Here is a 20,823-nt window from a genome sequence, read left to right on the forward strand (position 1 = left end):
AATGAATCCTATCGATCTATAAATCGTCTATGAGTTTGGATACTCATCAAAATGCCGAAGCCTATCATTAGTGTCATCATTGACGTCCCTCCATAACTGATAAGGGGTAATGGCACACCAACCACAGGCAATATACCTGAAACCATGCCAATGTTAACGAAGATATACACAAAAAATGTCAAGGTGATACTGCCTGCAAGCAGACGAGCAAAGCTGGTCTGTGCGCGAGACGCAATAACCAAACCGCGACCGATAATATACAGGTAAATGGTTAATAGAAATAAGCTGCCGATTAGGCCAAATTCTTCACCGATAACAGCAAAGATAAAATCCGTATGTCTTTCGGGTAAAAACTCCAGTTGAGATTGAGTCCCATCTAACCAACCTTTACCCCATACGCCACCTGAGCCGATAGCAATTTTTGACTGAATAATATGGTAACCCGCGCCGAGGGGATCTTTTTCCGGGTCAAATAATGTCAGCACGCGCGTGCGTTGATAATCGTGCATTAAAAAGAACCACAGAATAGGAAGGAAAATTAATCCCGCTATGACGATGCCGCCGACAATCAACCAGCTCATTCCTGATAAAAACAGCACAAATACCCCTGATGCTGCGACTAAAATCGAGGTACCTAAGTCAGGTTGTTTTGCTATTAGTAACGTTGGAATTAATAAAATGACCGCCCCGCCTGCCAGATAACGCTTTTTAGGCGGTAAGGGGAACTTACTGATATACCATGCCATCATAATAGGGAAGGCCAGTTTCATTAACTCTGACGGCTGAAACTCCATGAAACCAAGGTTCAACCAACGCTGAGCCCCTTTATTGATAGTGCCAAAAAAGTGCACCCCAAGCAGTAAGATAATACCAGCAACATAAATGGGTAATGCCCAGCGCTTTAGTACTTCAGGATTGATTTGGGCAACTGAAATCATGATCACTAAAGACAAGCCAATGCGGGTTAATTGGCGTTCCATCATTGCGATGCTTTCACCACTGGCGGAGTAAATGACAAACAGGCCAAAGGCCATTAATACCAAAATACCCGATAACAAGGGTAAATCGATGTGCAGCCTTTGCCAGATATTTTTTTTCTGATGATGAGTATTACTATGCATCTGGTTATTCATTCGGGAGTACCCATTCATCTCTAAGCATATATTCGTCTAATAATGCACGCGCGAGTGGCCCTGCATTTGCGCCCCCCCAACCGGCATTTTCTAGCACCACTGCTAGTACGATACGCGGATTTTCATATGGTGCGTAAGCGACTATTAATGCATTGTCTCTTAAATGTTCGGCCACAGTGTTGGCATCGTATTTTTCATCCTGACCAACAGAGAACACCTGAGCTGTACCGGTTTTCATGGCCGCGGTATAGGTGGCATCGGTGAAGCGCGATTTGTCAGCGGTTTGGCGCATAGCTTCGTTAATGATGTCCCAGTTTTTAGGGTTTTTCAGAATAATGGGTTCATGTTCATCTACCGGCGCATCAATTTTTACCGTATCGTCTTTGAACGTTTTAAGTAAATGGGGGGTAAAGCGACGCCCTTTATTGGCTAAAATAGCCGTCGAGTTAGCCAGTTGAAGTGGGGTACTTGTCCAATAGCCCTGACCAATGCCGACTGAAATGGTGTCACCAATATACCAGGCTTGGTTATACCGTAATCGTTTCCAGTCCCGAGAGGGCATAATGCCAGCGACTTCTTCATAGATGTCGACGTTGGTGCGTTCACCAAAGCCAAATTTGCCCATAAAATTGGCCATTTTATCAATGCCGATCTTATAGACTAAGTCGTAAAAGAAAATATCACAGGAGTCGACAATGGCATGGTAAACATCTACCCAACCATGACCCCATCTTTTCCAATCTCGCCATTTCCGTTCAACCCCCGGGATCTGCCAAAAACCAGGGTCCCAGACTCGCGTCTTGTCGTTAATGGCGCGTTCTTCTAACCCCAATAACGCCACTAAAGGTTTAATGGTCGACGCGGGAGAATATTGTCCTTGGGTGGCGCGATTAATCAGTGGACGAGATTTATCATTGAGAAGATCGCTATAGCCTTTGCTACTGATACCATGCACAAATAAGTTTGCATCATAACTCGGGCTCGATACCATAGCTAAAATACCGCCGTCGCGAGGGTCCATCGCGACCACTGAGCCACGCCTACCTGCCAGCAGTTCCATGGCTTTTTGCTGCAGTTTTAAGTCTAAGGTCAAATAAATATCTTTTCCCGGCGTGGGCGGGGTGACTTTTAATGTGCGTATTACCCGGCCACGGTTGTTAACTTCTTCTTCTAAGTGCCCTGGTAAGCCATGTAACAAGCCCTCGTAAAACTTTTCAATGCCTTGCTTGCCGATGTCTTTAGTGGCAGCGTAGGTTTTCCAGTTGTTACTCTGTTCTAATTGGGTTTTGTCGCGAGTGTTAATTTTGCCAACATAGCCCAGTACATGGGTCATTAATTCTGCATAAGGGTAATGACGTTTTAAACCTGCTTCAACGTAGATACCGGGGAAACGATGTTGGTTTACCGAAAATGTCGCCACTTGCTCTTCGGTTAATTTGCCTTTAATGGTCAGTGGTTTAAAACGGCGATGAAATTTGAGCGTTTCTTTTATCTGTTCGCGCTCATCGGCGTCGATTTCGATAATGCTATTAAGCTCATCAAAGGTTTCATCGAGGTTTTTTATCTTTTCAGGGATCATTTCTAACGAATGATATGGCTGATTTTCTGCCAAAAGTTGACCATGACGGTCGAAGATAAGTCCACGACTTGGCGCAGTTGGAACAACTCGAATGCGGTTGTCATTTGAACGGGTTTCGTAGTCTTTATAGGAGACGACCTGTAATTGATACAGGTTAGAAAATAGCACGCTCAGTAAAATGAAGACGCAAATAAAAGTGAAAAATGCACGGCGTTTGAATAACGAGGCCTCGGCGGCATGGTCATGCATGGTGATGCGCTTCTTTGGCGGCACTTGGGTCTCCAGCGTTGGTAAAGCGAAACCTTAGCGTCGCTTTAATGGTGTTGTCATGTCAACAACCATGAAATTCTTTTAATGAATTTTCACCTTGATTACTCGCGGTGATAAGGGTGGTTATTATTGATACTCCATGCACGGTAGAGACTTTCACCGATCAGTACACGTACAAGTGGGTGTGGTAATGTGAGTGCTGACAAACACCAGCTTTGATTTGCTGCGGCTTTACAAGCAGGGGCAAGTCCTTCTGGCCCACCAATCAGCAAACTAACATCACGCCCATCTAATTGCCACTTTGTCATTTGCTCAGCTAAATCTGGGGTTGTCCAATTTTTACCGGGCAAATCTAAACTTACAATATGATTGCCTTTTGCTATCGCAGCGAGCATTAACTCACCTTCTTTTTGCAAAATGCGTGCAATATCAGCATTTTTACCCCGTTTACCCGCAGGGATCTCGATAAGCTCAAGCGGCATATCCCGAGGGAAACGACGTTGATATTCTTCAAAACCTCGGGTAACCCAATCGGGCATTTTTGTGCCTACGGCAATCAGTTGTAACTTCATTAGGCGTTAGGATTCGCCCAAAGTTTTTCTAGGTCGTAGTATTCACGAGTCTGCTCTTGCATCACATGAACAATCACTTCACCTAAGTCTACTAATACCCATTCGCTGCTATCACGGCCTTCAACGCCTAATGGTTGCATGCCAGCTTTTTTTGCTTCAACCACAAGGTGTTCACCAATTGAGCGAACGTGGGTTTTAGATGTACCAGTACAAATCACCATAGTATCGGTGATAGTTGATTGATTTTTAACATCTAATACAACAATGTTTTTTGCTTTTAAGTCTTCGATTTTATCGACGACGAAATCTTTCAGTTCGGTGCTTTGCACTCGAATTACCTCACTAGTCAAAATTAACGGAGTATTATACTCAATTTCATCCCGCGGAAGCAATTAAGCAACGCGCTTTATGATAATCCTTTTAGATTCTGCATAGGGTGTAAATGAACAGAAGAGTTTGCGTTAGCTAAGGTAAAGCTGATGTTGCTGAATATAGGTTTCAGTACAAGGGGCGATTAACCCAGACACATCTTCATGGCGTTGCAGTTTTTTTCGCACCACAGTGGAAGAGATATCTTGCAGGTTAATATCAACCGGAATGATTGCCCCAGTGGTAGGCTGATGGTCAGTCGTTGGTAATTTTGCTATGTGGGCAGAGCAGCTGATTGCTTTTTGCTGCAGTATTGTGTGCATGGGGTGAGCAACGTCCAGTTGCCATCCTGGACGCTGGCACAGGACGATGTGACACAGTGCAAACAACTGTTGCCATAAATGCCAGCTAGGTAAACCGATAAATGAATCCATTCCCATGATGAAATAAAACTGATGCTGTGGGTAAGCTTGTTGCAATTGTTGCAGTGTCACCACAGTGTAAGAGGGTAAGTGGCGTTTAATTTCAATATCGCAGAGTTTGAGCTCATTATATTGCTGACAAATTTGCTCCACCATGGCTAGTCGGTGTTGGCTGTCAACATTAGTGGATTGCTTATGGGGCGGGATATGATTGGGCATTAGCCACACTTCATCCAGCTGTAACTGCTGTTTGATTTCGAGTGCGGGTCGGATATGGCCTAAATGGATGGGGTCGAAGGTGCCACCTAAAATACCGATGCGCATGGTCAATCCTTAACGGCTAGCCAAGCTCAATATGAGCTAGGCGATTGTGGGCACGCGGGTCAAATAAAATGCATAAGTGGCTCATACCCACCCAGTCTTCAATGCCATGTTGTTTTAAATTGAGTTCTAAGGTGGAGGCTAAGCTGAGCATGTGCTCAATATGATGCAACTCTAAACGTGTTAAGGCCGCTTGATACAATGGCTTACGTTTATCCCAAATGCGGTATTGCCCCCACAGTTTGGTTAACGGTTCCCCCTGATTTTGCGCCAATTTTAGATTAAGTAATAAGGTGATTTCTTTAAAAATGGCCCACATCAAAATGGGCATGGCAGTGCCTTCTCCCTGTAATTGGGCGAGCATGTGCTGGGCTTGTTTTTGGTGGTTACTTAAAATGGCATCAGTTAACTGAAACACACTAAATCGCGATTGGTCTTCAAAATAATCGCTAAGCTGCTCGGCGCTGATATTCTTATCGGGATTCACCAGTTGCAGGATTTGCATGGCTTGCTCTGCTGCTAATAAATTACCTTCAAACAGATTAAACATCATTGCTTTAGCGTCATGATGTAAGGTTAATTTATAAAGCTGAATGCGGTTATCTAACCAGCGTTCAAATTGTTTCCCTTCTGGTGTTGTACAGGGAATGTATAACCCTTGGCTATCTAATGACTTAAACCATTTGCTATTGGTTTGTTCTAGCCCTGCTTTAGGGCCTTGAATAATCAATACAATATCTGGGTTAGGTTGTTGTAATAAGGTTTGAAATGCATTGGCCCCGTCGGTGCCAGGTTTGCCATTAGGCAAATGCAGTTCGATGATACGTCTACTGGCAAACAAGCTCATTGATTGCCATTCTTGAATCAAATCATGCCAGTTAAAGTGCGGATCTTGAGTCAGTTGGACTCTTTCATCAAATCCTTGTTTTTTTGCTGCGCTAATCAGCTGTTTTTTGCAATCTTCAACTAGCCATAAATCATCACCAAACAACAAGCAGACTTGCGGTACTTTGGCTAAATTATTTTTAAGCTGGTCAGGATAAATCCGCATTTACTCGTTACCGATTGAAGCAAGGATTTGAATAATACTGTCAGCGGCTTGAACGCGCATTTCACGGGTTAACAATTCCATCTCGCGGCTTTTTGCGAGTGCGGTTCGCGGGTCGTCTTGATAATCTCGACGTACTTCAGTTTGGTATTCGACAGGCTCTTGCTTGGGCAGCGCAACAGTAAAAGTCACCAAGTAGATTAATTCATATTCAGCCACATTACCCGTTGGGTAAAGGGATAGGGTGGCGCGCTCTAATGAGTCACTGACCAGTCTGAGGGTTGGTGTATCTTCAGCTGCTGATGCTAAGGTGACACGGTTAATCCGTAATCTGTCTTTTACAAAGCGTGTTAATTCACTGTATTGATCGGTACTGCTTACATGCAGTTGTTGTAATTCAACGGGGATCGAATAACTGCGCTGCAATTTAAAACCACAGCCCGCAGTGGCAAGTAAAGTGAGAGAGAGTAATGCTAAGCCAATACGTTTTGCCAACATAAGTGTTATCGACGTCCTTTTACATCCATGAAAAACATGGCAATTAAAATCAATACCCATCTTGTGTTGCTTAACACAAGATGGGTAAAAACACTCAGCAGCCCATCTGCGACTAATGAGTGTTGTATATGCTAGTTAGCTACAATATTAAGTAGTTTACCAGGAACATAAATCACTTTGCGGATGGTGAGTCCTTCAGAGTGTTTTTGAACGTGTTCATCGTCCATTGCAAGGGCTTGAACTTGTTCTTGACTAGCATCGGCTGCAACAGTGATTTTTGCACGTAACTTACCGTTAATTTGCACAATAATCAGTTTACTGTCTTCAACTAGGGCTGACTCATCCACTTCAGGCCAGCGGCTATCTTCAATATCGCTATCATTGCCTAGCTCTTTCCAAAGGTTAAAGCTGATGTGTGGCACGATAGGGTACAGTAAACGGGTTACTGCTGATAATGCTTCTGCCATCAAGGCGCGGTCTTGAGCAGACTCCTGCGGCGCTTTAAGCAAGTGGTTCATTAATTCCATTACCGCAGCAACAGCCGTGTTAAACATTTGGCGGCGGCCAATGTCATCGCTGACTTTAGCAATCGTCTTATGCAATTCACGACGCAGCGCTTTTTGGTTACCGTTTAACGCTTTGACATCTAACGCTTCTGTTTTGCCTGTTGCAATATGATCGCTAGCCAGTTTCCAGAAACGTTTGATAAAGCGATGAGCCCCTTCAACGCCAGACTCCTGCCACTCAAGGGTTAATTCTGGTGGTGAAGCAAACATCATGAATAAGCGAACAGTATCGGCACCGTATTTTTCTACCATCACTTGCGGGTCGATACCGTTGTTTTTAGACTTCGACATTTTGCACATGCCGGTATAAACCAACTCGTTACCATTTTTGTCGACAGCTTTTATTACACGGCCTTTGTCATCTTTTTCAACGTTAGCGACATCCAGTGGTGAAACCCACACGCGTGCGCCTTTATCGTTGGTGTAGTAGTAAGCGTCTGCTAATACCATGCCTTGGGTTAATAATTGCTTAGCTGGCTCGTTTGAGTTAACTAAATCCATGTCACGTAGCAATTTATGGAAGAAACGGAAATACAATAAATGCATACAAGCATGCTCAATACCGCCAATGTACTGATCCACCGGTAGCCAATAGTTGGCTTTAGCGGGATCTAACATTTGGTCAGCATGTGGGCTACAGTAACGTGCGTAATACCACGATGATTCCATGAAGGTGTCAAAGGTATCTGTTTCGCGAAACGCTATTTGGCCATTTACTGTGGTTTCTGCCCAGGCTTTATCTGCTTTAATTGGACTTTGAATACCATCCATTACCACGTCTTCAGGCAAAATAACCGGAAGTTGGTCTTCAGGCGTAGGCATGACGGTGCCGTCTTCTAAGGTCACCATCGGGATTGGCGCGCCCCAGTAACGTTGACGAGAAACGCCCCAGTCACGTAAACGGAAGTTCACTTGACGCTTGCCTTTGCCTTCGGTGGTGAGTTTAGTGTTAATGGCTTCAAATGCAGCTTGAAAATCTAAACCGTCTAGTTCACCTGAGTTAAATAACACGCCTTTGTCAGTAAAGGCTTCTTCACTGATATCAACCTCGCCATCAACTGGCTTGATCACCGCTTGAATGGCTAAACCATACTTTTTAGCAAACTCATAATCGCGTTGATCATGTGCTGGAACAGACATGACTGCGCCAGTGCCGTAGTTCATCAAGACAAAGTTTGCGACCCAGATAGGAACAAGCTTGCCGCTGATAGGGTGCACTGCGTTTAAACCCGTTGCGACGCCTTTTTTCTCCATCGAAGCCATCGCAGCTTCAGTGGTGTCTGCATTCTTACATTCTTCAATAAACTTAGCTAAGGCAGGATTATTGGCCGCGGCTTGAACGGCTAAAGGGTGACCAGCAGCGATTGCCACATAGGTCACGCCCATCACGGTATCAGGTCGGGTCGTGTAAATATCGAAACTTTGTTGGCTATTTTCCACTTCGAAGGTCATTTCAATACCTTCGCTGCGACCAATCCAGTTACGCTGCATGGCTTTTACCTGTTCAGGCCAGCCCTCTAGAGTATCGATGTCGTTCAATAGCTCTTCTGCGTAATCAGTGATTTTAATAAACCACTGTGGAATTTCTTTTTGAACCACTTCAGTATCACAGCGCCAACAACAACCGTCTTGTACTTGCTCATTGGCCAGTACGGTTTCGTCATTTGGACACCAGTTAACCGATGAGGTTTTTTTGTAAACTAAGCCTTTTTCATACAGCTTAGTGAAAAACCATTGTTCCCAACGATAGTATTCAGGGGTACAAGTGGCAATTTCACGACTCCAGTCGTAACCAAAACCTAATAGTTTAAGTTGGTTCTTCATGTACTCAATATTTTCATAAGTCCATGGCGCTGGGGAGGTTTTATTATTGATTGCTGCGTTTTCTGCAGGCAGGCCAAATGAATCCCAGCCAATAGGCTGCAGGACATTTTTTCCTTGTAAACGTTGGTAACGAGCGACAACATCACCTATGGTGTAGTTACGGACGTGTCCCATATGAAGGCGGCCTGACGGATAAGGGAACATAGAGAGGCAGTAAAACTTCTCTTTGGTCTCATCTTCAGTCACTTCGAAGGTTTTTTGGTCTTGCCAGTGCTTTTGCACTAAGGCTTCAATCTCTAAAGGATTATATTGCTCTTGCATCAATCTATTTCCGGCCATGCCGCCCATTGTTGGATTTGCACGTATTGTTTGATCTAACGCGCATTCGCGTGATGAATAACTGCATAGAATAAACTAGAAGTGATGCTTTAAAAAGGTTCGTCTTAAGGAGTATTGAATATGAGTGGAAGAAGTTCAGCATTATTAGCCTTATATCAGGCATTAATTGAGCAAGTTAAGCAACAGTTTAATCAAGATAACTCATTGACTGCTAAAAGTTTGTTTAAGTCTATCACCCAAGGAAAAAACTATTTACAGCTCAAATCGCAGGCCAACGAACAAGAGCTCGCTTTAGTAGAAGAATTTTTAAAGCGTGACATCGCTAGCTATTTAAAACAACAAACTGCAGACGATATTAGCTTTAGCCCAACAGCTATCGCCTTAGAAAATACCTTATGGCAGTGGTTAAGTGAAATCACTGACAGGAGTCAAGTGCAGTGGCACGAGTTACAACAGGACTTCAAGCATCATGGGTGTTATAAGTCAGGGGAAATTATCAATCAGGGCATGCTGACCTGCGACCATTGTGGCCATCAAATGCAAATTGATTTCCCAGGGGTTATTCCCGACTGCCCACAATGTGACAGTGACACTTTTTCACGAGAGCCATTGTCACCCTAACCTCAGCCTACTAGAAATTAACGCGATAGCGGCAATGGTTGTTGTAGCTATTGCCAATCATTTCATCATAGGCGGTTTGCATTTCGATGATGGCGTAACGAATACCTTGTAACTTGAGTAACTCTTCTGCCTGTTTTATGGATTTAAGACTTAATAGTTTGCCATCTTTACAGCGGGCACTGCGAAAATTACCCTTATCATCTTTCACACCTAACAAGTAATGGTTTGAATCCGCATAGCTGATGATAGTCGGATGTAATGGCTGAACTTCGATGGCTTGCTTTATTTCTGATAATTGCATTTTGAGCTCCCACATATACTGGCTTGTTATCATCATGCATTACGTAGCAAACTAATGGCTGGTTCATTTTTATACAAAATAGGTCGAGTATAAATCGCGTTGTGGAAGATTGGGTTTAGTGTGTTGGTGTTGTCACTTAGCTTAAATTAACTTACTCAAATTAATTCAGCCCAGATTAACTCCGCTCAGGTTAACTCCGCTCAGGTTAACTCCGCTCAGGTTAACTCCGCTCAGGTTAACTTCGCTTAAGTTAACTGCCTGGGTTAGCCTTGGATGTAAATCCCTTGCCGCATTCTTAGTCATGTCTATTTACTTTAATAGCAAGGCTATTACAAGTAAATAGACGCAAAAAAGGGGCTTTTAAGGTCGCTGAGTTTCAGTCACTTGTTTAACAGCCACTGCTGACAATGGCATAGGCTGGCGGGGTAGTGGCATTAGCGGCTTGGGTATAGTGGAAGTAGCAATTGTCGTTGGTGACTTGACCATTTCCATCCTTATCGTAACCAATATAGGTGTTGGCTATACCTTGATATTGAACAGTAAAGCTGTCATCCAGTTCGATCCATTTTTCAATGTCGGTATTGTCTAAATAGCCCCATTTTAAACGGGTTTCAAAAATGCCATCGCCTTCTAAATCAATATCGATTAAATCATCACGTCCAGCAACGGCTTGCACTTGTAGGCTCGGCATTTGTGACTTTGCATACACTAATGAGTTAGCCGTTTTTACCGATGCGGATAAACCAGACAAAGTGCTAATACGGGCATCAGTACTTAAGTTTAAAAATTTAGGCGCTGCGATAACCGCCAAAATACCTAAAATAATAATCACAACAACCAGCTCGATTAAGGTAAATCCTTGCTGATTATGATGGCTTAAGCGTGTCGGTAAGTGAAGGTTAAACGGCACGGCGACCTCGGTATCCTAATGATATTGCAATAAAGATTAACAGTAAGCATAGAATTAATAAGGGAAGTTGTCCAATACGTTTAAACCAAGTTTCACCTTGATAAAGTGCCACTTCACTGACTAAAACCGCTGTTTCAAATTGTGGCAAACTGTCAATGATATTGCCATAGGGGTCAACAATAGCCGTTACGCCATTGTTAGTCGCGCGTAATAGAGGTTTGCCCATTTCAATTGCACGCATTTGGGCTATTTCCATATGCTGTAATGGGCCATTAGAGGTGCCAAACCAAGCGTCATTGGAAACCGTTAATAATAGGTCTGTATCGATTAGGGTGTTATCTCTGACCTGTTCTGGAAAGACGATTTCATAACAAATTGCCGGAGCCACTTTATATCCAGCGGCCGACAAATTCGGTTGAATAAAATCACCGCGTTGAAAAGAGCTCATGGGCAGATTGAAAAACGGGGCTAATGGTCTTAACAGTTCAGCAAAAGGCACGAATTCACCAATTGGCAATAAGTGGTGTTTTCTGAATTCATTATCGCCGTTTATTTGATAATCTGCGCTAGGTTGTTGCTTGCTGTGATGATTGCCTAGGACGATTAAAGAGTTATAAAAGTCATGTTCTTCACGGCTAATAATGCCTGTGATAATTGCGGTGTTGTTTAAGTTAGCGACTTGGTTGGCATTAAATAAAAAGTCTTCAACCATCGCTTCTGGGGCTGGGATGGCGGCTTCAGGCCAAATCACAATATCCACACTTGATTGTTCGTCAAAATGATTGCGGGTTAAATCCATAAATTTGAGCATGGTTGGCCATAATGCTTCGGGTTCCCACTTCATACTTTGGGCGATATTACCTTGGACTAATGCTACTTTTACCGATTTTCCAGTGGCGGTTACCGGGTTGATATGTGGGGTGATGAACGTCGCAATGATCACAACCGATAACACGGCTATCACAGGCAGTAAGCGTTTGTGTGTTACTAGCATGACCGCGCCTGCGATAATAGCTAACACAAAACTGAGTCCGAGCGCGCCAATGATGCTGGCCAATTCACTCAATGGACCATTGGTTTGACTGTAACCCACCCATAACCATGGGAATCCAGTTAACACCCAGCCGCGAAGCCACTCGGTGATTATCCATAACGCAGGGAAGAGACCTAAATATTTAAACGCTAATACCCCATAGGTGGACGAAGCCGATTGTGGGGGGATAATTTTATTGAGTAAGTAACCCGCTAATGCCGGATAAAGTCCTAAATATAAGGATAAAATAGCCATTAATGCTAATGATACCGCTAAGGGGAGACCGCCAAATGTGGCCATGCTCACGTGCACCCAACTGATCCCAACGGCGAAGGTACCAAAGCCGAAACTCAGCCAGTAGCGAAAGGCATGCTTGCCAATAAGTTGCTGACTTTGCCATAACGCAAATGCTAAGGCGATAGGCATAAGCAGCCATAAACCATAGGGGGCAAATGAAAGTGAAGTACTTGCACCAGCAGCAAATGCACTGATTAAACTGAGTAAGTTTGATTGAGAATGAGGTAATAATTTATTCAGCACAACTAGCCTTATTTATCGTGTGGTATTAATCATCATCTTGTTAGAGAATGCGTGTTTTCTGAATATGTCAGATTTGTTTTAGGCGAAATGACAACGTTGGCCAATTTTAAATGAGATCGTAATAAAAAAGCAGCTTCATTATCATTAAAGCTGCTTCATTGATGTCATTTTTTGGGTGATCGATTAATCGTCAGAATGATTTAGGCTGTCAGGTTCGGGCAGTTTGACTCTTAATTGGATCAAACGTCGCGTATCTGCATTGGTAACCTTAAACTCAATGTTATCGATCATGATGGTTTCGTTACGTTCAGGTAAATGACCAAATGCGTGTGACACTAACCCGCCGACGGTATCAAATTCTTCATCACTAAAGTGAGTACCACATGCTTCGTTAAAATCATCAATTTCAGTTAACGCTTTAACAATAAAGACGGTGTTGCTAATTTTTTTCACTTCAGTGTCTTCAACTGAGCTATGATCAAATTCGTCTTCAATTTCGCCAACGATCTCTTCAAGAATATCTTCAATGGTCACCAGACCAGACACACCACCATATTCATCTACAACGATAGCCATATGATAACGTTGTGAACGGAACTCTTTTAATAATACATCGACCCGCTTACTCTCAGGCACAACCACCGCAGGGCGGATAACTTGAGATAGCGTGAAAGGGACATCTGAATTTTTAAAACCATATTTCAACAGGTCTTTTGCCAGCAAAATACCTTCAATATGATCTTTGTCTTCATTGACCACAGGGAAACGAGAGTGAGCCGAGCTGATAACGGTTTCTAACAGCTCATCGACAGAGCAGTCGATTTGGAGAGTAACAATTTGTGAACGTGGGATCATAATGTCGCGCACGCGAAGGTCAGAGACCTCTAACACACCTTTGATCATTTCGCGGGTGTCTTCGGTGATCAAGTCGCGTTGTTCTGCGCCTGAAATCACGTCCACTAAGTCTTCGCGATTTTGAGGTTCGCCCTGGAATAATTGGTTAAATTTATCGAACCAACTTTTCTTATAGGCGTTTGTACTCGGGGGGATATCATCACTCATAATAGTTCCTAAATAGTTAACAGGGCAGGCAGTGGGCCATCGCCAGGCAAGCTATTTATTTATGCTTCCTTATAGGGGTCTGAAAAACCTAAATGTTCAAGGAGTTGGGTCTCTAAAGATTCCATTTCCTCTGCTTCTTCGTTGATAATATGGTCATAACCTAGCAAATGCAAGCAGCCATGTATGACCATGTGTGCCCAGTGGGCTTCTAACGATTTATTCTGCTCCAGTGCTTCTTTTTCTACCACATCCACACAGATGATTAAATCACCCAATAGTGGCAGGTCGATTTCAGCTGGGGCTTCAAAAGGAAAAGATAACACATTTGTGGGTTTGTCTTTTCCTCGATAAGTATGATTTAGCTGTTGGCTTTCACTTGATTCGACTAAACGAATCGTCAGTTCGACCTCAGGCATTGTACTGCCTACCGCTAAGCGTACCCATGACTCAAACTGAGCTTGGGTCGGTAAGTTGTTAGCTTCTACTGCAATTTGCAGATCTAAATCTAAACCAATCATACTCATTTGGCTTGGCTCGCATTATCAAGGGCTGCAAGTTGGCGTTTTTGTTCACGCTCTTGATACGCTTTCTCTTTTGCCGCTTTTTCAATTTGTTCTTTTTGTTCAAACGCTTCGTATGCTTCAACAATACGCGCCACCACTGGATGACGAACCACATCTTGTGACATGAAAAAGTTGAAGCTGATTTCAGGCACTTCGCTTAGCACTTCAATGGCATGACGTAAGCCGGATTTTTGACCACGAGGTAAGTCGGTTTGTGTAATGTCGCCGGTAATCACCGCACGGGAGTTAAAGCCAATACGGGTTAAGAACATTTTCATTTGCTCTACTGTGGTATTTTGGCTTTCATCTAAAATAATAAACGCATCATTTAACGTTCGGCCGCGCATGTAAGCTAATGGTGCTACTTCAATCACGCTACGCTCAATCAGTTTTTCAACTTTTTCAAAGCCCATCATTTCGAATAAAGCATCATAAAGCGGGCGTAAATAAGGGTCGACCTTCTGGCTTAAATCACCGGGTAAAAAACCCAATTTTTCTCCGGCTTCAACCGCTGGGCGGGTGAGTAAAATTCGACGAACTTCTTGGCGCTCATAGGCATCAACCGCTGCAGCTACCGCTAAATAGGTTTTACCTGTACCAGCGGGGCCAATACCAAAACTAATATCGTGGCGAGCAATGTTATGCATGTACACGCTTTGATTCGGGGTGCGAGGTTTAATGACACCGCGTTTGGTTTTGATATTAATGCCTGAATCATCCATGCCGTCATCAGCTTCAAGGGCTATGGCTTCTTGAATGGCCACATGCACCATGTCGGGTTCTAAATCTGGGGTACTGCCTTTTATCGTTTGCGTTTCAATATAAAGCTGCTTAAGTAAATTGTTCGTGCTTAAGGCGTTTCGCGGTAACCCTACAATGGTGAAATGATTATTTTTATGAATAATTTCCACACCTAAGCGACGTTCGATCTGTTTTATATTGTCGTCAAATGGGCCGCAGAGTGAAACTAAGCGGCGTGTATCTGATGGTTCAAGATACAAGTTCATGGTGGTCACTTTAGTGGACAAATAAGGCTCCGATAACAATTATTTTCTGTAATTAAAAACAGTTTACGTAGGTACTCAGATTTTTTCTAGCACCTGTTATTGATACGTAAAAAAATAAAAGGTGGACCAGCCACCTTTTTATCGTATTCCAATACGCTTAAACCATGCTTAAGGTTTAAATTGGGTCACACCTAATTCATCATCTTGCTTATGTTTTGCAAGAATTTCAGCAGGGCGTAAGCTACGGCGTAAATCCATTTCGGCTTCACCGCGAATATATTTACCGCGTAAAGAGTTGGTGTATACGTCAACAATTTCAACGTCTACAAAACCACCGATGCTTGAGTGTGGCGCTTCAAAGTTAACCACGCGGTTGTTTTCAGTGCGGCCGCGTAATTCCATGGGGTTTTTAACCGATGGACCTTCAACCAATACCCGCTGTACCGTTCCTAGCATCTGACGGCTATAGCGCATCGCTTGTTGGGTAATACGGTCTTGTAAAATGGCTAAACGCTGCTTTTTCTCTTCATCAGAGACATCATCGGGTAAGTCTGCAGCAGGTGTACCTGGACGGGCACTGTAAATAAAGCTGAAGCTGTGGTCAAAACTGACATCTTCAATCAACTTCATGGTGTCTTCAAAATCTTGCTGGGTTTCACCAGGGAAACCGATAATAAAGTCAGAGCTGATTTGAATATCCGGACGGGCTTTACGTAAACGACGAATAATGGATTTGTATTCAATCGCCATATGGCCACGCTTCATTTGGGTTAAGATACGGTCAGAACCCGATTGCACTGGTAAGTGCAAGAAGCTGACTAATTCCGGTGTGTCTTCATACACATCAATAATATCTTGTGTGAATTCAATCGGGTGACTTGTGGTAAAACGAATACGGTCAATGCCATCAATACTGGCAACTAAACGTAACAGTTCAGCAAAAGTACAAATTTGGTCATCATGGGTTGCACCACGGAACGCATTAACGTTTTGCCCCAAAAGGTTAACTTCACGTACACCTTGCTCTGCAAGTTGCGCGACTTCAAGAATCACGTCATCGACAGGACGACTGACTTCTTCTCCGCGGGTGTAAGGCACTACGCAGAATGAACAATACTTGCTGCAACCTTCCATGATTGATACGAACGCCGTCGGGCCTTCTGCTCGTGGCTCTGGTAAACGGTCAAACTTTTCAATTTCAGGGAAACTGATATCGATAACCGCTTTTTCGCCACGTTGAATTTGATCAATCATGTCAGGAAGGCGATGCAAGGTTTGTGGGCCAAAAATAATATCAACGCATTGGGCGCGATCTTTGATGGCTTTACCTTCTTGAGACGCCACACAGCCGCCCACACCGATAATTAAATTGGGTTTTTTATCTTTTAAGGTTTTCCATCTGCCTAATTGATGGAAAACCTTCTCCTGCGCTTTTTCGCGAATAGAACAAGTGTTAAGCAGCAATACGTCTGCTTCACTGGCATCCTCAGTTAAGGTGTAGCCTTGGTATTCGTCTAATAAATCAGCCATCTTTGAAGAGTCATACTCATTCATTTGACAGCCCCAGGTTTTAATATGAAGTTTTTTACTCATCACTGCTCGCCGGTAACCTATAGTAAAAATAGCGCGATATTTTACCTGTTGTCGGCCCCTGTGGCTAGCCTTTGTGCGAGTTTCGCTAATATTACTCTGGCTGAGACAATACCCTTGTTTTTGGTAGTGAATTAATCGCATCTTGATAAGCAGGCAATTTAGCTGTTGAGTTTGCAACAAACACGCCAAAGTCAGCCGCCATATCCTGTGACTGGCTGCGGGCTTCAAGGACGATTTTTTGCTCTAGATCGCGATTAAAGTTTGCCAGTATTTCCGTGGTTTGTTGATATAGGGCATAATCGAACGCATTGCGATACGTTACCGTAATGATTTCCATGTTTGGACTCGTTGCCGATGCTGTGGTTAGATTGCTGCTATTCTCTGCAATGGCAGTGCTTGCTAACATCATGCCTGTTGCGATAACGCAAACGTTTAAAGTAGTGGTAAATCGATTGATGCTATCTTGATAACGTTTCATGACTTCCTCGCTTAGCGCATCGCTTGTAAACTAAGGTTTGTAAGCTATCGCGCATTAATTTAGCCATCATTGGCTGATTGAACGTGGAACATTGGTTATCTACTTTGAGCATTTTGAGTACTCGTTTAAGTAAGACAGGTTAACTTTATGCCTAAAGTACGTGTTAAATATGTCACCTTTGTAACCAAGTGTGGCTAAACCCCGTAACAGCAATATTTGTTCACAATTTAGTCAGTATTGGCGCGGGTGAGCATATTTGGCTGAAGTTTTTTATTCAAGGAAGCGTTATGCCTCATACTCAATCTTCATCTGTCGAAGGTCGCTCTGATATTCATACCTCTGTTCATCACTATGATGTTGTGATTAATGGTGGTGGCATGGTGGGTGCGGCTGTTGCCATAGGCTTGGGGCAATTAGGATTGTCAGTGGCGGTTATTGAAGCAAGGCAGCCAAAAGCCTTTGATGGTGAGCAGCCTCTTGACGTACGGGTATCAGCTATTAGTGTCGCATCAGCACAATTATTATCACGCTTAGGTGTGATGGACGAATTGCTAACACTTCGCCATGTCCCTTATACCGGTCTGGAGACCTGGGAGATGGAAGGATGCATGACTCAGTTTACGGCAGAGCAGGTGGGCGAGCCACTTTTGGGCTACTTTTTTGAAAATCGACTCATTCAGTTATGTTTATGGCAGCAAATCGATGCGTTAAAGAATGTTACCCTTTTTTGCCCCGCGAAGGTGGCACAGTTTACCAGAGTAGCCGCGTCAAATGATCATCCTCATGCTATTGAAGTGTTACTCGATGACGGCACCATCTTAGGTACGTCATTGCTGGTTGGAGCCGATGGCGCAAACTCTCAGGTCAGAAAATGGGCAGGTATAGGTATCACCGGATGGGATTATGCTCAGTCAGCTATGCTGATAAATATTGTGACACAAACACCACAGCAATCCGTTACCTGGCAGCAATTTACCCCGCAAGGTCCACGAAGTTTACTCCCCCTTCCGGGGAACCATGCGTCTTTAGTTTGGTATGACTCAGCAGCCAAAATAAATCAATTGATGCAACTAAGTGATGTGCAACTAGCCGAGCAAATTAAAACGCATTTTCCCAAAAGGTTGGATCCAAACTTTAGCGTGCAAGCCAAGGGAAGCTTTGGGTTAACCCGCCGTCATGCACAGCAATATTATCAAGCTAACTTGGTTATCTTGGGGGATGCAGCTCACACCATTAACCCTTTAGCCGGGCAAGGGGTGAACATTGGTTTTAAAGATGTCGATGTATTGATTACTCAAATCGCCAGTGCAATCGGTAAGGGCGAAGTGTGGTGGGATGATATCGTGTTAAAACGTTATCAAAATGCCCGGTATGCAGATAATCAATTGATGATGAGTGCAATGGATATGTTTTATGCTGGGTTTAGTAATGATTTACTGCCGCTAAAATTACTGCGAAATGGGGCGTTAAAGTTAGCTAATCTAGAGAGTCCTTTAAAGCAAAAAGTGCTCAGGTATGCGTTAGGTTTAAACTAGATTTAATTGCTTTAAAAATGTTCAGGTGAATGGGTGTTTGTTGCAGACCAAATTGAGTGTTAAAATGCCGCGCTTTAAGGCTGCAGTGCGGCATACATTACAGGTTATTTATACAAAAATTTAGGTAGTCATGAGTCACATTAAATTAATTGTAGGGTTAGCAAACCCCGGTGCTGAGTATGCGCAAACCCGCCACAATGCTGGTGCCTGGTATGTTGAAGAGCTCGCGCGCGTTTATAATGTGCAACTGGTGGCTGAAAGCAAATATTTTGGATTAACCGCAAGGGTAACGATTAATCATCGTGATGTGCGCTTGTTAATTCCGACCACTTTTATGAATCTTAGCGGCAAGTCCGTATCGGCATTAGCGAACTTTTTTCGAATTTTGCCTGAAGAGATTTTAGTCGCCCATGATGAGTTAGACATGCCTCCTGGCGTGGCAAAATTTAAATTAGGTGGCGGGCATGGTGGTCATAATGGTCTTAAGGACATTATTTCTAGCTTAGCTAACGACAAAGGCTTTCACCGTTTACGGATTGGCATTGGTCATCCTGGTGATAAAAACCGAGTCAGCGGTTATGTGTTAGGCAAAGCGCCCGCAAATGAGCAAGAGTTAATCACTGCGGCAATAGATGAAGCTGTACGTGCAACTGATATTTTATACAAAGAAAATATGGTGAAAGCCATGACCAGACTACATTCGTTTAAAGCTGAATAGCTTAACGATCATAATTCGAACGTCATTATCAATGTGATAATTTTACATATAAAGGTATGCATATGGGTTTTAAATGCGGCATTGTTGGTTTGCCAAACGTCGGTAAGTCAACGCTGTTTAATGCACTTACACAAGCAGGTATTGAAGCGGCAAACTTCCCGTTTTGTACTATTGAGCCAAACACAGGTGTTGTGCCAGTGCCGGATCCGCGTCTTGATGCGTTAGCCGCCATTGTTAAACCGCAGCGTATACTACCAACTACAATGGAATTTGTTGACATTGCTGGTTTGGTTGCAGGTGCATCGAAAGGTGAAGGCTTAGGTAATAAGTTTTTAGCTAACATCCGCGAAACCGATGCTATTGGTCATGTGGTACGTTGTTTTGAAGATCCTAACATTGTCCATGTAGCGAACAAAATTGATCCCGCTGGCGATATTGACGTGATCAATACCGAGTTAGCATTAGCAGATTTAGACAGTTTAGAACGTGCGATATTCCGTCAGCAAAAGAAAGCTAAAGGTGGCGATAAAGACGCTAAGTTTGAAGTGGAAGTATTAGAAAAAATGCGTCCAACTTTAGATGAAGGCCATATGCTACGTTCGTTAGACTTGGCAAAAGAAGAGTTAGCAGCCATTGCATACTTAAACTTTTTGACCTTAAAGCCTACCATGTATATTGCTAACGTGTCGGAAGATGGTTTTGAAAACAACCCGCATTTAGATGTTGTTAAAGCGATTGCTGCAAAAGAAAACGCTGTGGTTGTAGCAGTATGTGCTGCGATTGAGTCCGAGCTGGCAGAAATGGAAGCGGATGAGCGTGAAGAGTTTATGGCTGATTTAGGTATTGAAGAGCCAGGTCTTGACCGTGTTATTCGTGGTGGTTACAGTTTACTTAATTTACAAACTTACTTTACCGCTGGTGTAAAAGAAGTGCGTGCCTGGACTGTGCCTGTAGGGGCATCAGCGCCACAAGCTGCTGGCGTGATCCACACCGACTTTGAAAAAGGTTTTATTCGTGCGCAAGTGATGGCTTACGAAGATTTTATTACCTACAAAGGTGAAGCTGGTGCCAAAGAAGCGGGTAAATTACGTGTAGAAGGTAAAACATACGTCGTTAAAGATGGCGATGTTATGCATTTCTTATTCAACGTATAAAGATATTTGGCGTAGCTTATCCCTTAATTTACCTGTTTGTATAGATTTTATACATCGTAAGTTGGCTTGAATAGCTACGCCACAATATCAAATCTAGCCGTTATATTTTGTGGTCGTATACAAAAGTGGTTTTTAGGGCAGAAATTCGTTGGAACATTATTCAGTTTGGTGAAGTAATAGCCGAATAAGCAAGAATGATGAAAATAGCGAAAAAAAGCAGTTGACCTAGATACATCGAATAAGCATAATACGCCCCGTTCCTCGCTAAGAGGGCAGCGAAAATATAGTGGCAATGTAGCTCAGCTGGTTAGAGCACAGCACTCATAATGCTGGGGTCGCAGGTTCAAGTCCCGCCATTGCTACCATA

General features: G+C 43.3%; 21 protein-coding genes and 1 tRNA gene. 5 read left to right on the forward strand and 17 right to left on the reverse strand.

All coding sequences use genetic code 11. From position 1 onward, the window contains the following. Nucleotides 1-8 precede the first annotated feature (8 nt). The 8 genes from rodA to leuS all read right to left on the reverse strand — a co-directional run bounded on the left by rodA (nucleotide 9) and on the right by leuS (nucleotide 8,923). Nucleotides 9-1,121 (reverse strand): rod shape-determining protein RodA, encoded by a 1,113-nt coding sequence (gene rodA / locus OHT75_RS10710; RefSeq protein WP_264726470.1) that lies wholly within the window; start codon nucleotides 1,119-1,121, stop codon nucleotides 9-11. A gap of 4 nt (nucleotides 1,122-1,125) precedes the next feature. Continuing rightward, on the reverse strand, nucleotides 1,126-2,985 hold the full coding sequence (gene mrdA, locus OHT75_RS10715) for a penicillin-binding protein 2 (protein WP_264726471.1): 1,860 nt from the start codon (nucleotides 2,983-2,985) through the stop codon (nucleotides 1,126-1,128). Nucleotides 2,986-3,083: 98 nt separating this feature from the next. Next, entirely contained in the window at nucleotides 3,084-3,554 is a 471-nt protein-coding gene (gene rlmH / locus OHT75_RS10720; RefSeq protein ID WP_188840474.1) for a 23S rRNA (pseudouridine(1915)-N(3))-methyltransferase RlmH, read from the reverse strand. Continuing rightward, the gene (gene rsfS, locus OHT75_RS10725; RefSeq protein WP_188840475.1) at nucleotides 3,554-3,883 is read right to left on the reverse strand and encodes a ribosome silencing factor; all 330 of its coding nucleotides are present in this window, start codon (nucleotides 3,881-3,883) and stop codon (nucleotides 3,554-3,556) included. Before rsfS ends, rlmH begins: the two co-directional genes overlap by 1 nt. Nucleotides 3,884-4,015: 132 nt before the next feature. After that, nucleotides 4,016-4,669 carry a nicotinate-nucleotide adenylyltransferase gene (nadD, locus tag OHT75_RS10730; protein WP_264726472.1) on the reverse strand — a complete coding sequence of 218 codons (654 nt, stop codon included), beginning with the start codon at nucleotides 4,667-4,669 and terminating at the stop codon, nucleotides 4,016-4,018. 16 nt (nucleotides 4,670-4,685) lie between these two features. Beyond that, complete coding sequence (gene holA, locus OHT75_RS10735) at nucleotides 4,686-5,717, reverse strand: DNA polymerase III subunit delta (protein ID WP_264726473.1); 1,032 nt, start codon at nucleotides 5,715-5,717, stop codon at nucleotides 4,686-4,688. Further along, a complete protein-coding gene (locus OHT75_RS10740) occupies nucleotides 5,718-6,212 on the reverse strand; it encodes an LPS-assembly lipoprotein LptE (RefSeq protein WP_264726474.1) in 495 nt (164 codons plus the stop codon). It abuts the gene before it with no gap. Between the two features lie 131 nt (nucleotides 6,213-6,343). Then, complete coding sequence (gene leuS, locus OHT75_RS10745) at nucleotides 6,344-8,923, reverse strand: leucine--tRNA ligase (protein WP_264726604.1); 2,580 nt, start codon at nucleotides 8,921-8,923, stop codon at nucleotides 6,344-6,346. 138 nt (nucleotides 8,924-9,061) lie between these two features. Here leuS and OHT75_RS10750 point away from each other — a divergent pair, with 138 nt between their 5' ends. Further along, a complete protein-coding gene (locus OHT75_RS10750) occupies nucleotides 9,062-9,562 on the forward strand; it encodes a zinc ribbon-containing protein (RefSeq protein ID WP_264726475.1) in 501 nt (166 codons plus the stop codon). Between the two features lie 10 nt (nucleotides 9,563-9,572). Here the strand turns inward: OHT75_RS10750 and OHT75_RS10755 are convergent, their stop codons facing one another. The 9 genes from OHT75_RS10755 to OHT75_RS10790 form a co-directional block, all read right to left on the reverse strand. Beyond that, nucleotides 9,573-9,863, reverse strand: a complete 291-nt coding sequence (locus tag OHT75_RS10755) for a DUF6482 family protein (RefSeq protein ID WP_264726476.1) — start codon at nucleotides 9,861-9,863, stop codon at nucleotides 9,573-9,575. A 165-nt stretch (nucleotides 9,864-10,028) separates the two neighbouring features. Beyond that, nucleotides 10,029-10,166 carry a pentapeptide repeat-containing protein gene (locus OHT75_RS18005; RefSeq protein WP_406682009.1) on the reverse strand — a complete coding sequence of 46 codons (138 nt, stop codon included), beginning with the start codon at nucleotides 10,164-10,166 and terminating at the stop codon, nucleotides 10,029-10,031. Between the two features lie 85 nt (nucleotides 10,167-10,251). Then, nucleotides 10,252-10,773 carry a pilus assembly FimT family protein gene (locus OHT75_RS10760; protein ID WP_264726477.1) on the reverse strand — a complete coding sequence of 174 codons (522 nt, stop codon included), beginning with the start codon at nucleotides 10,771-10,773 and terminating at the stop codon, nucleotides 10,252-10,254. Then, nucleotides 10,763-12,346 carry an apolipoprotein N-acyltransferase gene (gene lnt / locus OHT75_RS10765; protein ID WP_406682010.1) on the reverse strand — a complete coding sequence of 528 codons (1,584 nt, stop codon included), beginning with the start codon at nucleotides 12,344-12,346 and terminating at the stop codon, nucleotides 10,763-10,765. The genes OHT75_RS10760 and lnt overlap by 11 nt, the downstream gene beginning before the upstream one ends. Nucleotides 12,347-12,529: 183 nt before the next feature. Further along, a complete protein-coding gene (gene corC, locus OHT75_RS10770) occupies nucleotides 12,530-13,408 on the reverse strand; it encodes a CNNM family magnesium/cobalt transport protein CorC (RefSeq protein WP_264726478.1) in 879 nt (292 codons plus the stop codon). 59 nt (nucleotides 13,409-13,467) lie between these two features. Next, entirely contained in the window at nucleotides 13,468-13,926 is a 459-nt protein-coding gene (gene ybeY, locus OHT75_RS10775; RefSeq protein WP_406682013.1) for an rRNA maturation RNase YbeY, read from the reverse strand. A gap of 2 nt (nucleotides 13,927-13,928) precedes the next feature. Next, nucleotides 13,929-14,999 carry a PhoH family protein gene (locus OHT75_RS10780; RefSeq protein WP_264726480.1) on the reverse strand — a complete coding sequence of 357 codons (1,071 nt, stop codon included), beginning with the start codon at nucleotides 14,997-14,999 and terminating at the stop codon, nucleotides 13,929-13,931. Between the two features lie 147 nt (nucleotides 15,000-15,146). Beyond that, nucleotides 15,147-16,571 (reverse strand): tRNA (N6-isopentenyl adenosine(37)-C2)-methylthiotransferase MiaB, encoded by a 1,425-nt coding sequence (miaB, locus tag OHT75_RS10785; protein WP_264726481.1) that lies wholly within the window; start codon nucleotides 16,569-16,571, stop codon nucleotides 15,147-15,149. Between the two features lie 91 nt (nucleotides 16,572-16,662). Then, the gene (locus OHT75_RS10790) at nucleotides 16,663-17,049 is read right to left on the reverse strand and encodes a hypothetical protein (RefSeq protein ID WP_264726482.1); all 387 of its coding nucleotides are present in this window, start codon (nucleotides 17,047-17,049) and stop codon (nucleotides 16,663-16,665) included. A 287-nt stretch (nucleotides 17,050-17,336) separates the two neighbouring features. On the opposite strand from OHT75_RS10790, the gene OHT75_RS10795 reads away from it, so the two are divergent. The 4 genes from OHT75_RS10795 to OHT75_RS10810 all read left to right on the forward strand — a co-directional run bounded on the left by OHT75_RS10795 (nucleotide 17,337) and on the right by OHT75_RS10810 (nucleotide 20,821). Then, nucleotides 17,337-18,584 (forward strand): FAD-dependent monooxygenase, encoded by a 1,248-nt coding sequence (locus OHT75_RS10795; protein ID WP_264726483.1) that lies wholly within the window; start codon nucleotides 17,337-17,339, stop codon nucleotides 18,582-18,584. Between the two features lie 130 nt (nucleotides 18,585-18,714). Further along, nucleotides 18,715-19,302 (forward strand): aminoacyl-tRNA hydrolase, encoded by a 588-nt coding sequence (gene pth, locus OHT75_RS10800; RefSeq protein WP_264726484.1) that lies wholly within the window; start codon nucleotides 18,715-18,717, stop codon nucleotides 19,300-19,302. Nucleotides 19,303-19,364: 62 nt separating this feature from the next. Then, nucleotides 19,365-20,456, forward strand: a complete 1,092-nt coding sequence (ychF, locus tag OHT75_RS10805; protein ID WP_264726485.1) for a redox-regulated ATPase YchF — start codon at nucleotides 19,365-19,367, stop codon at nucleotides 20,454-20,456. Between the two features lie 288 nt (nucleotides 20,457-20,744). Further along, nucleotides 20,745-20,821, forward strand: a tRNA-Met gene (locus OHT75_RS10810). Nucleotides 20,822-20,823 lie beyond the last annotated feature (2 nt).

Origin of the sequence: Shewanella subflava (assembly GCF_025971955.1) — a bacterium.
In the GTDB taxonomy this organism is placed as follows: domain Bacteria; phylum Pseudomonadota; class Gammaproteobacteria; order Enterobacterales; family Shewanellaceae; genus Shewanella; species Shewanella subflava.

Coding starts and splice junctions, on each gene's coding strand:
- rodA (WP_264726470.1), bottom strand. CDS start 1,121: ATGCATAGTAATACTCATCATCAGAAAAAAAATATCTGGCAAAGGCTG.
- rlmH (WP_188840474.1), bottom strand. CDS start 3,554: ATGAAGTTACAACTGATTGCCGTAGGCACAAAAATGCCCGATTGGGTT.
- nadD (WP_264726472.1), bottom strand. CDS start 4,669: ATGCGCATCGGTATTTTAGGTGGCACCTTCGACCCCATCCATTTAGGC.
- holA (WP_264726473.1), bottom strand. CDS start 5,717: ATGCGGATTTATCCTGACCAGCTTAAAAATAATTTAGCCAAAGTACCG.
- OHT75_RS10740 (WP_264726474.1), bottom strand. CDS start 6,212: ATGTTGGCAAAACGTATTGGCTTAGCATTACTCTCTCTCACTTTACTT.
- leuS (WP_264726604.1), bottom strand. CDS start 8,923: ATGCAAGAGCAATATAATCCTTTAGAGATTGAAGCCTTAGTGCAAAAG.
- OHT75_RS10750 (WP_264726475.1), top strand. CDS start 9,062: ATGAGTGGAAGAAGTTCAGCATTATTAGCCTTATATCAGGCATTAATT.
- OHT75_RS10755 (WP_264726476.1), bottom strand. CDS start 9,863: ATGCAATTATCAGAAATAAAGCAAGCCATCGAAGTTCAGCCATTACAT.
- OHT75_RS18005 (WP_406682009.1), bottom strand. CDS start 10,166: ATGACTAAGAATGCGGCAAGGGATTTACATCCAAGGCTAACCCAGGCA.
- corC (WP_264726478.1), bottom strand. CDS start 13,408: ATGAGTGATGATATCCCCCCGAGTACAAACGCCTATAAGAAAAGTTGG.
- ybeY (WP_406682013.1), bottom strand. CDS start 13,926: ATGATTGGTTTAGATTTAGATCTGCAAATTGCAGTAGAAGCTAACAAC.
- miaB (WP_264726481.1), bottom strand. CDS start 16,571: ATGAGTAAAAAACTTCATATTAAAACCTGGGGCTGTCAAATGAATGAG.
- OHT75_RS10790 (WP_264726482.1), bottom strand. CDS start 17,049: ATGAAACGTTATCAAGATAGCATCAATCGATTTACCACTACTTTAAAC.
- OHT75_RS10795 (WP_264726483.1), top strand. CDS start 17,337: ATGCCTCATACTCAATCTTCATCTGTCGAAGGTCGCTCTGATATTCAT.
- pth (WP_264726484.1), top strand. CDS start 18,715: ATGAGTCACATTAAATTAATTGTAGGGTTAGCAAACCCCGGTGCTGAG.
- ychF (WP_264726485.1), top strand. CDS start 19,365: ATGGGTTTTAAATGCGGCATTGTTGGTTTGCCAAACGTCGGTAAGTCA.